The organism is Sphingomonas sp. SP1 (assembly GCF_058313395.1).
The window spans coordinates 1,029,402-1,043,453 of record NZ_JBZFLC010000001.1 but is presented as its reverse complement, the minus strand read 5'-3'; the positions used below and the strand labels follow the sequence as shown (position 1 = coordinate 1,043,453).

15 protein-coding genes are annotated in these 14,052 nt (G+C 67.2%); 13 read left to right on the top strand and 2 right to left on the bottom strand.

The features are described from left to right. Positions 1-14 precede the first annotated feature (14 nt). From AC4GYS_RS05355 to tilS, 5 genes are all read left to right on the top strand, one after another. Positions 15-608: a hypothetical protein gene (locus tag AC4GYS_RS05355; RefSeq protein WP_491108059.1), complete on the top strand. Its 594-nt coding sequence runs from the start codon at positions 15-17 to the stop codon at positions 606-608. A gap of 90 nt (positions 609-698) precedes the next feature. Beyond that, a complete protein-coding gene (gene ptsP, locus AC4GYS_RS05350) occupies positions 699-2,963 on the top strand; it encodes a phosphoenolpyruvate--protein phosphotransferase (protein ID WP_491108058.1) in 2,265 nt (754 codons plus the stop codon). Positions 2,964-3,045: 82 nt separating this feature from the next. Beyond that, the gene (locus AC4GYS_RS05345; RefSeq protein ID WP_491108057.1) at positions 3,046-3,858 is read left to right on the top strand and encodes a helix-turn-helix domain-containing protein; all 813 of its coding nucleotides are present in this window, start codon (positions 3,046-3,048) and stop codon (positions 3,856-3,858) included. A gap of 71 nt (positions 3,859-3,929) precedes the next feature. Next, on the top strand, positions 3,930-4,793 hold the full coding sequence (locus tag AC4GYS_RS05340) for a tol-pal system YbgF family protein (protein WP_491108056.1): 864 nt from the start codon (positions 3,930-3,932) through the stop codon (positions 4,791-4,793). 78 nt (positions 4,794-4,871) lie between these two features. Continuing rightward, positions 4,872-5,858, top strand: coding sequence for a tRNA lysidine(34) synthetase TilS (gene tilS, locus AC4GYS_RS05335; protein ID WP_491108055.1), 987 nt, complete (start codon positions 4,872-4,874; stop codon positions 5,856-5,858). Here tilS and AC4GYS_RS05330 read toward each other — a convergent pair. Further along, positions 5,803-6,672, bottom strand: coding sequence for a serine hydrolase (locus tag AC4GYS_RS05330; RefSeq protein WP_491108054.1), 870 nt, complete (start codon positions 6,670-6,672; stop codon positions 5,803-5,805). The two genes, tilS and AC4GYS_RS05330, sit on opposite strands and share 56 nt — an antisense overlap. Before the next feature lie 180 nt (positions 6,673-6,852). On the opposite strand from AC4GYS_RS05330, the gene AC4GYS_RS05325 reads away from it, so the two are divergent. From AC4GYS_RS05325 to AC4GYS_RS05310, 4 genes are all read left to right on the top strand, one after another. Next, a complete protein-coding gene (locus AC4GYS_RS05325; RefSeq protein WP_491108053.1) occupies positions 6,853-7,422 on the top strand; it encodes a PilZ domain-containing protein in 570 nt (189 codons plus the stop codon). An 87-nt stretch (positions 7,423-7,509) separates the two neighbouring features. Continuing rightward, entirely contained in the window at positions 7,510-9,465 is a 1,956-nt protein-coding gene (gene ftsH / locus AC4GYS_RS05320) for an ATP-dependent zinc metalloprotease FtsH (RefSeq protein ID WP_491108052.1), read from the top strand. 74 nt (positions 9,466-9,539) lie between these two features. Continuing rightward, a complete protein-coding gene (locus tag AC4GYS_RS05315; RefSeq protein WP_491108051.1) occupies positions 9,540-9,914 on the top strand; it encodes a hypothetical protein in 375 nt (124 codons plus the stop codon). Positions 9,915-9,937: 23 nt separating this feature from the next. Further along, the gene (locus tag AC4GYS_RS05310) at positions 9,938-10,318 is read left to right on the top strand and encodes a hypothetical protein (RefSeq protein WP_491108050.1); all 381 of its coding nucleotides are present in this window, start codon (positions 9,938-9,940) and stop codon (positions 10,316-10,318) included. 4 nt (positions 10,319-10,322) lie between these two features. Here the strand turns inward: AC4GYS_RS05310 and AC4GYS_RS05305 are convergent, their stop codons facing one another. Beyond that, positions 10,323-11,291, bottom strand: a complete 969-nt coding sequence (locus tag AC4GYS_RS05305) for a DUF3667 domain-containing protein (RefSeq protein WP_491108049.1) — start codon at positions 11,289-11,291, stop codon at positions 10,323-10,325. A 58-nt stretch (positions 11,292-11,349) separates the two neighbouring features. Between AC4GYS_RS05305 and AC4GYS_RS05300 the strand changes: the two genes are divergently transcribed. The 4 genes from AC4GYS_RS05300 (at position 11,350) to AC4GYS_RS05285 (ending at position 14,023) form a co-directional block, all read left to right on the top strand. After that, a complete protein-coding gene (locus tag AC4GYS_RS05300) occupies positions 11,350-12,009 on the top strand; it encodes a nicotinate-nucleotide adenylyltransferase (RefSeq protein ID WP_491108048.1) in 660 nt (219 codons plus the stop codon). Then, the gene (rsfS, locus tag AC4GYS_RS05295; RefSeq protein ID WP_491108047.1) at positions 11,990-12,373 is read left to right on the top strand and encodes a ribosome silencing factor; all 384 of its coding nucleotides are present in this window, start codon (positions 11,990-11,992) and stop codon (positions 12,371-12,373) included. The genes AC4GYS_RS05300 and rsfS overlap by 20 nt, the downstream gene beginning before the upstream one ends. 75 nt (positions 12,374-12,448) lie before the next feature. After that, complete coding sequence (locus AC4GYS_RS05290; protein WP_491108046.1) at positions 12,449-12,871, top strand: 23S rRNA (pseudouridine(1915)-N(3))-methyltransferase RlmH; 423 nt, start codon at positions 12,449-12,451, stop codon at positions 12,869-12,871. A 6-nt stretch (positions 12,872-12,877) separates the two neighbouring features. Further along, positions 12,878-14,023, top strand: coding sequence for a murein hydrolase activator EnvC family protein (locus tag AC4GYS_RS05285; protein WP_491108045.1), 1,146 nt, complete (start codon positions 12,878-12,880; stop codon positions 14,021-14,023). Positions 14,024-14,052: the final 29 nt, after the last annotated feature.

The window sequence follows — 14,052 nt, the reverse complement described above, 5'->3', positions numbered from 1 at the left end:
GGGGGATTTTCATAATGTCGAAGGCTTTCATCGCCTGCGCGCTGTTGTGCGCGCCGGCCGCCGCTGCCGCGCAGGTCCTTGCGCCAGTTTCCGCACCGCCGATCGCCGCGCCTGCCACCAGCAACGCCGTCCTGCGGACCGGCACGGAAGTGCCACTTAAGTTGATGGAAGAGCTGACCACCAAGGGCAAGATGCTGCGCGTTGGCCAGCGGTTCCGGATGGAGGTTGCCTCGCCGGTTATGGTTCAGGGCGTCACGGTCATTCCGGTCGGCAGCCCGGCGGTGGGCGAGATCATCTCGGTCCGCAACAAGGGCATGTGGGGCAAGTCCGGCCACCTGGGCGCCCGCGTCCTTTACGTGACCGTCAACGGCCGCCAGATTCGCCTCAGCGGCGCGTTCGACGACAAGGGCGTGGCCGGTGGCATCGGCGCGGTTGCGGTCTCTGCGATCGTCTTCGCCCCGGCCGGCTTCTTCATGACGGGGACCAGCGCCCGCGTGCCTATGGGTGCGGCGGTAAAGGGTTTCGTCGACGAAGACGTCCAGCTGTCGATCGCGTCGGCGGCGCCCGGTCCGATGACGGTCAGCGCGGCGGCGCCGGTCGCCCAGTAACGGCCTGAAGACGGGGCCGGTCGTTCTTGCCGCCAGCCCCGCTTCTACCGCTCGCTTGGCGCTTGGGCAGGTTCCTGTTAGCCCGTTCGCATGCCCACCGCCGCCGCCAGTTCCGCTCGTGAGATCCTGACCGGGCTTCACGACGTGATGGCCAAGCGGGCGACGGCGCAAGCCAAGCTCGATCATGTGGTGGACCTCATCGCCGAGGCGATGAAGAGCGAGGTCTGTTCCATCTACCTGTTGCGCGACAACAGCCTCGAGCTGTTCGCCACCCACGGCCTGCGCAAGGAAGCGGTGCACGTGACCAAGCTGGCGCTCGGCCAGGGGCTGGTGGGCTCGATCGCGGCGGAGGGCCGAATCCTCAACCTCGCGGAGGCTTCCTCCCATCCGGCCTTCGCCTATCGGCCGGAAACGGGCGAAGAGAGTTTCCACAGCTTCGCCGGCGTTCCCATCGTTCGCCGCGAAGCCGCCATCGGCGTGCTCGCCGTCCAGCACGCCGAGGCTCGTCGCTATGACGAGGTCGAGATCGAGGCGCTGCAGACGGTGGCGATGGTGTTGTCCGAACTGATCGCCGGGGCCCGGCTGGTCGATGGATCGGACCGCGGGCGCAGCCGGGAAGGCATGGTCCGCCTGGCCGGCCTGAAGCTGGTCGCCGGAATGGCCCGTGGCAGTGCGGTGTTTCACCAGCCCCGCGTCCTGGTCGAGCACACGGTCGCCGAGGACACCGAGTTGGAGCGGGCGCGGGTCTATTCCGCGTTCCGCAAGATGCGCGAGCAGATCGAGCATATGACGCGGGAGGCCGAATTCGGCACTGCCGGCGAGCATCAGGAGATCCTCGAGACCTACAAGATGTTCGCCTACGACGAGGGCTGGTCGCGGCGGATCAACGAGGCGATCGACAGTGGTCTCACCGCCGAGGCCGCGATCGAGCGGGTCCAGCAGCGCACCCGCGCCCGGATGCAGGAGATCGACGATCCGCTGCTGAAGGAGCGGATGCACGACCTGGAGGATCTGTCGAACCGCCTTCTCCGGATCGTCTCCGGGCGGCTGGGTACGGCCGCGCAAACGGGGCTCAATCGCGACACGGTGCTGATCGCGCGCAACATGGGGCCCGCCGAACTGCTGGAATATGATCGCCGCCGGCTGCGCGCGGTGGTGCTGGAAGAAGGCTCGCTGACCAGTCACATGGTGATCGTCGCCCGCGCCATCGGCGTCCCGGTGATCGGCCGGGTGCCCGATATCCGGCACATCGCGAACGAAGGCGACATGGTGCTGGTCGATGGCGACCAGGGCAGCATTGTCGTCCGCCCGACCGGCCAGACCGCGACGGGCTTCGACAACCGCATGGCGATGAGCCAGCGGCGGCGGGCGGAATATGCCGCCATTCGTGCCGAGCCGCCGATCACCCGCGATGGCCGTCGCTGCACCCTGATGGTGAATGCGGGATTGGCGGAAGATGCTTCGTTGCTCGAACAGACCGGGGCCGACGGCATTGGCCTGTTCCGGACGGAATTCCAGTTCCTCGTATCGGCGACCCTGCCCGGCCGGGACAGCCAGATGCGCCTTTACCGCTCCGTGCTCGACGCGGCTGGCGACCGACCGGTGGTATTTCGCACGGTCGACATCGGCGGCGACAAGGCGCTGCCCTATCTGATCGATGAAAAGGACGAATCCGAAAACCCGGCAATGGGCTGGCGCGCGCTGCGCCTGTCGCTGTCCCGCACCGCACTGATGAAGGCGCAGGCACGGGCCTTGATCGAAGCCGCCGACCGACGGGTGCTCAGGGTCATGTTCCCGATGGTCTCCGAGCCATGGGAATATGAAGCGGCCCGGACCTTGTTCGAGGAACAGATCGCCTGGGCGCGCGCCAACAAGCGACCCGCGCCCGAGCGGGTCGAGTTCGGCGCCATGCTGGAGGTGCCGAGCCTCGCCGAAGTGCTCGACCTGATCCTGCCGCGGGTCGACTTCCTGTCGATCGGCACCAACGACCTGACTCAATTCCTGTTCGCCGCCGATCGCGCCGACCCGCGGCTGGCCGAGCGATATGACTGGCTTAGCCCGGCAATCCTGCGCTTTCTGCGGCGAGTCACACGGCAAGCAACCGAAGCGGGGGTCCCGGTCCGGGTCTGCGGGGAGATGGGCGGCCGTCCGCTGGAGGCGCTGGCGCTGATCGGCATCGGCATCGACAATTTCTCGATCACCCCGGCCGCCGTCGGCGCAGTCAAGGCCATGATCCGATCGCTCGATGCGTCCGCGGCGCGGGCCAAGCTGGAGACCCTGCTCGCCCGGCCACCCCGCGACATGCGCAAGACGCTGACCGACTGGGCGAAACGACAGGGCGTGGCGCTGGGCTAACGAAGCGAAGCGCAAGCGTTGACAGCGCTGGCCGCCTCCACAACAAGGCGCGGAGCGAGTGCGTCACCGGGCGGGGAACGGCATGGCCGAAGAAACGGAATTCGAAGGACCGGCAAGGCAAACGGTAGGCGAGCGCCTGAAGGCCGCGCGCGAGGCCGAAAAGATTAGCCTTGAGGACATCGCGGCCCGGACCCGCATTCCGACCCGGCATCTGCAAAGCCTGGAGGCGAGCGACTGGTCGAAGCTTCCAGCGATCACCTACACGGTCGGCTTCGCCAAATCCTACGCCGGCGCGGTCGGGCTGGACCGGACGGAAATCGGCGAGGCGTTGCGCGCCGAAATGGCCGGGCTGCCGGGGCGCGCGACCTCTTCGCCCGAGGTGTTCGAGCCCGTCGATCCCGCGCGGGTCATGCCCAAATGGCTGGTGCTGGTGGCAGTGCTCGCGGTGCTGGCCGTCGCCGCTTTCTTCCTGTTCATGCGCCAGCGCGACCTGCAGGGCGAAGAAACGCCGGTAGTCGCCGAGGGCCCAGCCGACACCGCCGTAGCGCCTGCAGCGGGGGCGCCTGCCTCGGCTCCGGCTGCCACGCCGACTGGTCCGGTGGTGATCACCGCCAACGAGCCGACCTGGCTTCAGGTGTCCGAGCGGGCCGGAGGGCCGTCGCTGTTCCAGGGCGAACTGGCGGCCGGGCAGAGCTATGAGGTGCCGGCCACCGCGACCGCGCCGGTGCTTCGGACGGGCCGTCCGGAAGCCATCCGTATTTCGGTCGGAACCGCGGACGCGCCGCCGGTCGGGCCTGCCGCCACCACCGTGCGCGACGTCAGCCTGCTGCCCGCCGACCTGATGCGTGGCGGCGGCGCAACGGCGCTTCCGCAACCGGCCCCGCCACGTCCCTGATTCATCGGCGCGCAAGGCAGTCTATGAGCAGCCTTCCGGACCGGTTCGACCTTTCAAGAGACAGATAGATCATGCGCCTCCTGCTTTCCTCCGCCGTTCTTTCCCTTCTCCTCGCCGCTGCCCCGGCCGCGGCGCAGCGCCAGCTGAGCCCCGAGCAGCGGGTCGATCGGCTGGAACGGCAGGTGCGTCAGCTGCAGGGACGGGTCTTTCCGGGTGGCCAGCCCGCCAGCACGGCGGGCGTGTCGGACGATCCCGCTGCCAGTCAGGTGGTGGTGACGGCCCTGTCCAACCGGCTCGACAACATCGAACGGCAGCTGGCCGAGATCACCCGCCTGTCGGAGGAGAACGGCAACCGGCTGGCGACCATGGAGGCTGAGCTGGCGCGCGTTCGCGCCGACAGCGACGGGCGCCTCCGCGCACTGGAGCGTGGCGCTCCCGCAGCCGCCACGACACCGGCTCCGGCGGCCGGCGGCGGGACTGGCAGCGCGGCTGCGGAACCCGCGCGTTCGGCCACGGCGCTGCCGGCGGCGACCGGCAACTTCGCCGCGGACGGCGAGGCGGCGTACGATGTCGGCTACCAGCTATGGACCCAGAAGCGTTACGATCAGGCCGTTTCAGCGCTGCGGGCGATGGCCTCGGCATTTCCCGGCCACCGCCGGGTCAGCTGGGCCAACAATCTTGCCGGACGGGCGATGCTCGACAAGGGCGAGCACCGGGCGGCGGCCGAAGCCCTGCTTGCCAACTATCGCGGAAATCCGCGCGGCGAACGTGCGCCCGACAGCCTCTATTACCTCGGCCAGGCACTGGTCGCGCTGAAGCAGTCGACCCAGGCGTGCAAGGCCTATGCGGAGCTGGAAGAGGTTTACGGCGCCAACCTGCGCGCCGACCTCAAGAACCTGCTGCCGGCCGCCAAAAGCAAGGCGGGCTGCCGCTAGCCGGATCAACTTCCCGGTTGCGGGAAGGGTCGGAAAGACGCAAGCGGGCGTAAATCCCCAGCTGGTTCAATCCGTCTCATGACGATCCCGCCCGACGACCTGTCTCGTTTCTGCGCCGATCTCGACCGGCTGGTCTCGCCGGGCGATCAAATCGGCGTTGCCGTGTCCGGCGGCCCTGACAGCCTGGCGCTCCTGCTCCTTGCGGCGGCCGCTCGCCCAGACCAGGTTGTGGCAGCGACGATCGATCACCGCCTCCGGCCCGAAAGCGCGGCAGAAGCGGCGGGCGTTTCACGGATCTGCGACCGGTTGGGCGTGCCTCACGCAATTCTGCCAGTCACCGTGGCACCGGGCGCAAGTGTGCAGGCCCGGGCGCGCCAAGCGCGGTACGAAGCACTGGCGACCTGGTCGGCCAAGCGCGGCATCGTCGCCCTTTTGACCGCTCATCACTTGGACGATCAGGCCGAAACGCTGCTGATGCGGTTGGCTCGCGGCGCGGGCGTTGGCGGCCTTGCCGGCGTTCGCGAAAGCCGGGAACTGGCGCCGGGGACTCGCTTGGTCCGCCCGCTCTTGCGCTGGCGCAAGCAGGAACTGGTGACTTTGGTGGAGCGTGCAGGGCTGGAGGCGGTGGACGACCCGGCCAACCGCGACCTGCGCCACGACCGGACCAAGGCGCGCGCTGCGCTTCGCCAACTGCCCGTCCTCGATCCCGAGGCGCTGGCGGCCAGCGCAAGCTGGCTTGGCGAAGTCGACGTGGCCTTACGCTGGACGGTCCAGCAACTCGCCGCCGAGCGGATGGAAGCCAAGGACGGGACGGTGACCATGGCAGCAGGCGATCTTCCGCCCGAGTTGCAACGGCGGCTGCTTATTGCGGCGATGAAGCAATTGGGCGCTCCGCCGCCGCGCGGCGCCGACCTGCAGCGCGCGGTGGCGAAACTGTCGGCAGGGGGCCGCTGCACCCTTGGCGGACTTGTGTTGAGCGGCGGCGATTGCTGGACCCTGCGGCGGGAGATCAGGGGAGCGCGCCGGTCCCAAGGGGCGCCAGCGGGTCGCGCCCGCCGGACATGAAACTGCGTACGCGGACGGCGAACCCATCATAGACGGCCCGGGCGGCTTCGGCGATGGAACGCGGCCGGTCGGACCCGCCCCGGGCGAAGAAGGCCACCGCGACCCGGCGCCCGTCCGGCATCGTGATATAGCCGACGTCGCTGGTGTAATTGTTCAGCGTCCCAGTCTTGTTCTGTACCTGCGCACCATAGGGCATCAGGCCGCGAATGCGGTTCTTGCCGGTGATGCAGCGCCCCATGGTGGTCAACAGATACTGGCGGCTGGGCGACTTCAGGACGTTGCCGCGATCGAGCGTGCGAAGCAGTGCGACCATCGCTTCGGGCGTGCTGGAATCGCGGATGTCCCACAGGTCCCGCTTGTCGGCCAGAAGGCGCGCAATGGTGCGGTCTACGCGAATGCCGTGCATTCCGTTGAAGTTCAGCCACGTCTGCACGCTGCGCGGGCCGCCCAGGTCCCGGATCAACAGGTCGGTGGCGTAATTGTCGCTGCGGATCATCATCGCCTGGATCAGCTGATCGGCGGTGCGGCTGCCGATCCGATCCCGCAACGAGCGCCGGCCATGATCGACTTGCGCAAGGTAAGCGGCCGCGACGGCGATCTTGACCGTGCTGGCCATGGGATAGGGCTGATTGCCGTTGATGCTGACGGTTTCACCTGTCGTGAGGTCAAGCGCCGCAAGGCCGATGTCGCCGCTCCGCCCCGCCAGCAACCAGGACAGCCGCTGCTCCAATGGCTTCAATTCCGGCGACGAAGCCGCGAACGCTGGCTGAGCCGCAAACGCAAACATCCAGCAGACGAAGGCAAAAAGGCGCATCGCCACTCCTCGTGAAACAATCCGGTTGGTTAGCGGTATCATCGTTAACAAAACCCTATTGTTCCAGCTCGTCCCATCGCGGAACGGACTCGTCTCGTCGATTGCCACCGCTTCGGACATATCTGTACACCTTCCTTAACGACGGCTGCACCATCCGGTAGTCATGCGAGAACTGGCGTCATGATCACGGTCGAGACGATCGTCGGCGACGGTGAGACGCGCGCCCCGCGAACCAACCTGTTTCTTGCAGCAACCATGTCGTCGGCCGGCGAAGGCCAGCAGCCGGTCAAGATCCGCAACCTGTCCCCGAGCGGCGCGATGGTTCAGGCGGCCGTCCTCCCCGTCCGGGGAGCCACCGTCCGCTTGTCGCGCGGCCGGTTGCAGGTGGGCGGAACCGTGGTGTGGACCGACGGAGCGCGCTGCGGGGTGGCGTTCGACGGCGGCGTCTCGGTGCGCGACTGGATGGCCAACCCTGCCCCGGGCGCGGGGTCCGCGCGGCGGGCTGCGGAACCCCTGTCGGTGCCGTTTCACCTGCAGCTTGCGGCCCGTCTGCTCGAGCAGTTGGGGGAGGCGCTTTGTGCCGACGCCGACATGCTGATGCGGCATGGCACAGATCTCCAGAAGCTGGATATCGCCGTCCAGATGCTGAACGCCAGCGCCGGCGCGCTGCAGAACCGGGCCGACCAGCAGCAGCGCCTCGGCGATCTTCGGACCAGCGCCGAGGAAGCGCTGCGCCCGATGCACGGGTAGGCAAGCCGGGCCCCGCAGCATTCGGTTGTTATTCACCGGTCCGGTCCTACATTGCAGGTCGACCATTCTCAGCGGACTCGGGAACAGATGAACGACAAGGAAAAGAAGCCCGGCAACCCCTGGACCAAGAGCCTGCTCATTTGGGCAGCGGTCCTGTTCGGGCTGGTGTTGTTTGCGCAGATGATCGACGGCGGCAGCCGCGCGGCGCAGGGCGATCCGATCGCTTATTCCGATTTCGTGCGCCAGGTCGACGAAGGCAACGTTCGCTCGGTCACCACCGCCGCCGGAACCACTGGCATGCAGGTGATCACCGGCAAGCTCGCCAACGGACAGAATTTTCGTACCACCGCCCCGGCCGATGCGCAGGTCACCGACCGGCTGATCGGCAAGGGCGTGACGGTGCAGGCGAAAGAAGCCGAGCAGTCGAGCTTCTGGCTGATCCTGTTGTACCAGTCGCTGCCGTTCATTTTGATCCTAGGCGTCAGCTTCTTCATCATGCGTCAGATGCAGAAGAATGCCGGCGGTGGCGCCATGGGCTTTGGCAAGAGCCGGGCCCGGATGCTGACCCAGAAGGAAGGCCGCGTGACCTTTGCCGATGTGGCCGGCATTGATGAAGCGCGCGAAGAGCTGCAGGAAATCGTCGAGTATCTGAAGGATCCGGGCAAGTTTGCGCGCCTTGGCGGCAAGATTCCGAAGGGCGCGCTACTGGTCGGGTCGCCCGGAACCGGCAAGACGCTGCTGGCCCGCGCCATCGCGGGTGAGGCGGGCGTGCCCTTCTTCACCATCTCCGGCTCCGACTTCGTCGAGATGTTCGTCGGCGTCGGCGCGAGCCGCGTGCGCGACATGTTCGAGCAGGCCAAGAAGTCCGCGCCCTGCATCGTCTTCATCGATGAGATCGATGCGGTCGGCCGTCACCGCGGCGCGGGCCTCGGCAATGGCAACGACGAGCGCGAGCAGACTCTGAACCAGCTGCTGGTCGAAATGGACGGCTTCGAGGCGAACGAGGGCATCATCATCATCGCCGCGACCAACCGTCCGGACGTGCTGGACCCGGCCCTGCTGCGCCCCGGCCGGTTCGACCGCCAGGTGGTCGTGCCGCGCCCCGACATCGAGGGCCGCGAGCAGATCCTTGGGGTGCACATGAAAAAGGTGCCGCTGGCGCCCGATGTGGATGCGCGCACCATCGCCCGCGGCACGCCGGGCTTCTCGGGCGCTGACCTTGCTAATCTCGTCAACGAAGCGGCGTTGCTGGCCGCCCGCAAGGGCAAGCGGCTGGTCGCCATGCAGGAGTTCGAGGAAGCCAAGGACAAGGTCATGATGGGGACCGAGCGCAAGTCCATGGTCATGACCGAGGATGAGAAGAAGATGACCGCCTACCATGAGGCCGGCCACGCCGTGGTCGCGCTACACGAGGCGGCGTCTGATCCGATCCACAAGGCCACGATCATTCCGCGCGGCCGCGCGCTCGGCATGGTGATGCGCCTGCCGGAACGCGACAATTACAGCTATCATCGGGACAAGATGTACGCGAACCTGGCCGTCGCCATGGGCGGGCGCGTCGCCGAGGAAGTCATTTTCGGCTACGACAAGGTCAGTTCGGGCGCATCATCCGATATCCAATATGCCACCAGCCTGGCCCGCGACATGGTCACCCGCTGGGGTATGTCGGATGCGCTCGGGCCGTTGCAATACGCCGACGCCGACGAGGAAGTGTTCCTGGGCTATTCCATGAACCGGCAGAAGCAGATGTCGAACGAGACCGCGCAGCTGATCGACAAGGAAATTCGGCGCATCGTCGACACTGGCTACGACCGCGCCAAGCAGGTGCTAACCGAGCATAGCGAAGAGCTAGAAACGCTGGCCAAAGCATTGCTTGAGTATGAGACGCTCAGTGGCGACGAAATCCGGATCGTCCTGGACGGCGGTTCCATCGATCGCGGCTCGAGCAGCGCACGGCCGGCCATTCCGACCGCGGGATCGTCCGTTCCGAAAAGCCGCAAGCCCGCGGGAGGTCTGGGCGGGGCGGCTCCGGCGGGCGCCTGAGCGCGCGCTTTGTTCACTTCGCGTTCAAACAGATAAGCCCTTCTTCGCGTCACCGCGGAGAAGGGCTCATCTCTTTGCACCGACTGTTCTTGCTTCCGTTGCTGCTGATCGCCTCGCCGACCCTGGCGGCCGGGTCCGGGACTGCGCAGCACTTTCTCGATCGCGCGAATCGATTGGTCGCCAAGGGCCCGCTCGCGCTGTTCGACGCCGACTATAAGCGCCTCCGGGCCGAAGCGGTTCGGGCCGGCGATTCGATCCGGCTCGACCGCGAGGCCGCCGAGCGCGCCCGCCGCCCGATCCTCTATTGCTCGCCCAAGCCGCGCGCGGAGCTGGGCAATATGGAGTTCATCCGCGGGCTGGAGGCAATTCCCTCCGCCCAGCGCCAGCGCATGAGCCTCAAAGACGCCATGCTGCTGGTGCTTCAACGCAAATATCCCTGCCGGCGCTGACCGGCATCACCTCCGGAGGACCGATGCGCCCATCCCTGTTGCTTGCCGTCTTCGCATTGCTGGTGCCGTCGGCCGCCGCCGCCCAATCCATGAACGCGGAAGTCTTTCACAAGCGAGCCACCGCCTTGGTGAAGAAGGGGCCGATGGCGCTGTTCAGCCGTGGCGAGATCAAGGCCCTGATGACGGAAGGCCAGGCTGCGGGCCAGCGCGCGAGGGACATCCGGCTCGCAACCCTGAAGGCCGGTGGCAAGCCCCGCTCCTGCCCGCCCGAAGGCAAGCAGAGCATGAGCAGCGACGAATTCATGAAGCGGTTGTCCGCCATTCCCCAGGCGGAACGGGCCCGCATTGACATGACCGAGGCGATGATCCGGATCTCGGCCCAGAAATTCCCCTGCCGGGCCTGACCTTTCAGGTCAGAGCACCGACCGCCGTGACGATCCCCATCCACAGCAGCAGGATGGTTGCCGCAGCGAACAGCAGCAGGATCGTACGGACCAGCGCCCCTGTCCTGTTCAGTCGGTAAGCGCCCTTCAGCTGGCGATAGATATGCCACGGCGGGATCAGCGCCAGCCAGGGGATGTAGCCGCCGGCACCGATGGCCGACATCAAGCCGCCGAGGATGACCAGCAGCATCATGAAGGCGAGCGAGTAGGTCACGAAGACGGTGTGATCGAACATCTTGCGCCGCCGTAGCGGAAACAGCAGCCGCAAGGCCGGAACCGACAGCGGAATAAGCAGCCAACTGTAGGTCGACGCGGCTTCCTGAACCTTGGTCATTGCCTGCTGCGGATCGGCGGCTGCCTTGGTCACCGCACGTCGCACCCACTCGGGGCTTCCGTTCAGTCCCTGAATGGGCGCGTCGGAGCTTCCGGATCGAAGCTTTTCCAGATCGGCAATGTCCGACTTCGCTCGCTCTATCCGCAGTTCCACCTGCGCAATGCCCGCATCCCCGGCCCGCAGCCGTGCTCGCTCCGCCTGCAACTTCTGCAGGTTTGCCTGCTCTTCGCGCACGGCTTCGGCGTAGAAATTCTGTGGATCGCTGATCGTCGGCATGGTGCCGGTGACGCCAAGCACCGCGAACATCAGGAAGACGGTGAAGAGGTAGAGGCCGACCGGCGAGATGTAGCGGACCCGCTCGCCCTCGACGTAGCGACGGGTGAGGTCGCCCGGACACCAGGCGAGCATCGGCAGCGTCCGCCAGAATTTGCCGTCGAAATTGAACAGGCTTGCGATCAGATCGCTGCCGAAGGCGCCAAGCGAACGGTGCACCTCCGCCTTCTGGCCGCAATTGGAGCAATACGCTCCGCTCAGCGGGGCGCAGCAGTTGAGGCACCAGCGCGGACGGCCCGCTTCGGCAATCGGCTCCGCTGCGTTCATTCCTTCCTTCCCCCGCAACAGATTGGCAGAGCTGCCGCCGCCCTGCTAGCCCCCGTCTGTGCGGCGCATCGGCCTACTTGGGGGAAGCTTCAATCCCGCCCATCGCGGGCACCGGCGGATGAGCCTGGCTGCGCTCGACGCTCTGGCACTGGACGAGGTGTGGTGGTTGGTGAGTCCCGGCAACCCGTTGAAGCCCGCCGCCGGCATGGCGCCATTCGCGGCGCGCATGGCCTCCGCCGCCGGCATGGCTCGCCGGGCGCCCATCCGGGTCAGCGATTTAGAAGCGAGGGTCGGCACCCGCTTCACGGTCGACACCCTGCGCCTGCTGCTCGCCCGCCATCCCCGCGACCGGTTCGTGTGGCTGATGGGTGCAGACACTGTGGCGCAATTTCATCAGTGGAAGGATTGGCGGGGTTTGGCGAAAAAGGTCCCGATTGCCGTGCTTTCCCGTCCGGGGTATGAGGATGACGCCCGCGCGGCTCGCGCGATGGGCTGGCTCCGGCGCTTCGTCCGCCCTCGGAGCCAGGCACGGCAATGGACGCGTTGGAGTGCACCGGCGATTATCTTCCTGAGGCTTCCGCCCGACCGGACCTCCGCCACCGCCCTCCGCGCGCTCGACCCCGATTGGCATCTTCGTTTCGCCGGCAACACGACGCCCGGTTCACGCGTTGACGCCGCAACCAGCAACAGGAGAAAACTTGGCCGACGACACCACTAAGACGGCCCCGTCCGTCGAAGAACTGCACCGCACCGTCCTCCAGTCACTGGATGACGATCAGGCGGTGGAAGTCGTCTCCATCCCGCTGGCCGGCAAGTCCAGCATTGCCGATCATATGGTGATCGCTTCCGGGCGCTCGACCCGTCAGGTCGCCAGCATGGCCACCAAGCTCGCGGAAAAGCTGAAGCGCGAATATGGCAAGATCGCGCGCATCGAAGGCCTGCCGACCGCCGACTGGGTGCTGATCGATGCCGATGACGTGATCGTGCACCTGTTCCGGCCCGAAGTCCGTACCTTCTACAATCTGGAACGGATGTGGGCATTCGGCGACGACGAAAAAAAGCCGGCCAGCGCGTCGGCCTGATTGCCGCAAGTGACAGCGTGGCCGAGGGTCCGCAGCCAGCTATTGGCCGTTGCGCAATGACGCGGATCTGAGTTCTTGCTCCTTCACATCATTGCCCGGGGGAAGATCGGCCGCTCGCCGGAGGCGGAATTGGTCGATCGCTACCTGAAGCGCGTCGGCTGGCCGACGAAGCTGACCGAACTGCCCGACCGCGGTGGCGCCGCCCCGGCTCCTGCCAACAATCCGGTTGTCGTTGCTCTGGATGAACGCGGCGAGGCTTTGTCCTCCACTGCCTTTGCCCGCAAGCTGGAGGGGTGGCGGGATAGCGGACGACGCGAAGTGCGCTTCCTGATCGGTGCAGCCGACGGGCACGGCGAGGAACAGCGCCGGTCCGCCGACCTCCTGCTGAGCTTCGGTCCCGCGACCTGGCCGCACCTGCTGGTCCGGGCCATGTTGGCCGAGCAGCTGTTTCGGGCCACGTCGATCCTTGCCAACCATCCCTATCATCGCGAAGGCTAGCGTTCGATGCGCCGCCTTTTCCTCCTTGCCGCCGCACCCCTGCTCATCTCTGCCGCCGACCCCGTTGCCGTGGCGCGTGCGGAGGCCGCGGCGGCCGAACGCGAGGTGCGCCGCCTTGAGGCGGTCGCGGCCGAAGCGCGAAGCGAGGCGGAGCGTTTGGCGGCCCAGCAGGCCGCTGCGGGCGCCGCGATCCTGGCCGCCGAGGCATCATTGAGCGCGGCGGAAGAACAATCGCGCCGCCTTTCTCGCCAAGTCGAACGCTACCGGCAGCGCCTGGCCGAAGGACAACGCCCTGCCGCCCTGCTGTTGGCCGGGGTGGCGCAAATGGGTCGCCGGCCGCCGCTGCTCGCGCTTGCCGACGGTGCCAGCCCGCGCGAATTCGTGATCGCCCGGGCCCTCGTCGACTCCAGCATCCCCGCCATCGAAAAACGGACGAGGGTCCTCCGCGCCCAGGCCGAACAGGGCGAACAGCTGGCAGCAGCCGCCGCCGCCGCCCGCGGCGAGCTTCTCGACCGGGGCGAAGAACTGCGGTCCAGGCAGTCACGGCTCGCCTGGCTGGAAGCACAGGCGAACGCTCGTTCGATTGCTCTGGGCGGTGAGGCCCTGGCTGCCGGCGATGTTGCGCTCAGCCGGGCCGTGCAGGTTGGCGGCGCATCGTCCCTTGCGGCCCGGGAGGCAAGCGCCCGACGGCTCGCGGCGCAGCTCGCCACCTTGTCCCCAGCGCCAGCGCGCCCGGCACCCGCGGAAGGCAATCCGGTGCCGCCGGGCCTTGTCTGGCAGATGCCGGTCACCGGCGCCGTTCTCAGCGGGTTTCACGAAGTCTCGGCCAGCGGCGTCCGTTCGCGCGGCCTGACGGTGCAGGCGCCGCGCGGAGCTCCGGTGATAGCCCCTGCCCCGGGCCGTATCGTTTTCGCCGGTCCGTTCCGCCGCCATGGCGGGGTGCTGATCATCGATCATGGCGAAGGCTGGATGACCCTATTGACGGAGGTCCGCAGCAACCTCGCCGTCGGCAATCGGGTCGCCCGGGGCGATGTCATCGGGCGGACGCTGGGCCCGCCGACGGTGGAGTTGACCCGAAACGGGAGGCCGCAGGACGCCGCTCTCATCGCCCGTTCATCTGCCGCCCTGTCAAATGGCGGTCGCAACAGTTAAATGGGGCAGCAGACCCCCACAGGATTCGC

Coding starts and splice junctions, on each gene's coding strand:
- AC4GYS_RS05330 (WP_491108054.1), bottom strand. CDS start 6,672: ATGCGCCTTTTTGCCTTCGTCTGCTGGATGTTTGCGTTTGCGGCTCAG.
- AC4GYS_RS05345 (WP_491108057.1), top strand. CDS start 3,046: ATGGCCGAAGAAACGGAATTCGAAGGACCGGCAAGGCAAACGGTAGGC.
- ptsP (WP_491108058.1), top strand. CDS start 699: ATGCCCACCGCCGCCGCCAGTTCCGCTCGTGAGATCCTGACCGGGCTT.
- AC4GYS_RS05305 (WP_491108049.1), bottom strand. CDS start 11,291: ATGAACGCAGCGGAGCCGATTGCCGAAGCGGGCCGTCCGCGCTGGTGC.
- AC4GYS_RS05285 (WP_491108045.1), top strand. CDS start 12,878: ATGCGCCGCCTTTTCCTCCTTGCCGCCGCACCCCTGCTCATCTCTGCC.
- AC4GYS_RS05340 (WP_491108056.1), top strand. CDS start 3,930: ATGCGCCTCCTGCTTTCCTCCGCCGTTCTTTCCCTTCTCCTCGCCGCT.
- tilS (WP_491108055.1), top strand. CDS start 4,872: ATGACGATCCCGCCCGACGACCTGTCTCGTTTCTGCGCCGATCTCGAC.
- AC4GYS_RS05355 (WP_491108059.1), top strand. CDS start 15: ATGTCGAAGGCTTTCATCGCCTGCGCGCTGTTGTGCGCGCCGGCCGCC.
- ftsH (WP_491108052.1), top strand. CDS start 7,510: ATGAACGACAAGGAAAAGAAGCCCGGCAACCCCTGGACCAAGAGCCTG.
- AC4GYS_RS05310 (WP_491108050.1), top strand. CDS start 9,938: ATGCGCCCATCCCTGTTGCTTGCCGTCTTCGCATTGCTGGTGCCGTCG.
- AC4GYS_RS05325 (WP_491108053.1), top strand. CDS start 6,853: ATGATCACGGTCGAGACGATCGTCGGCGACGGTGAGACGCGCGCCCCG.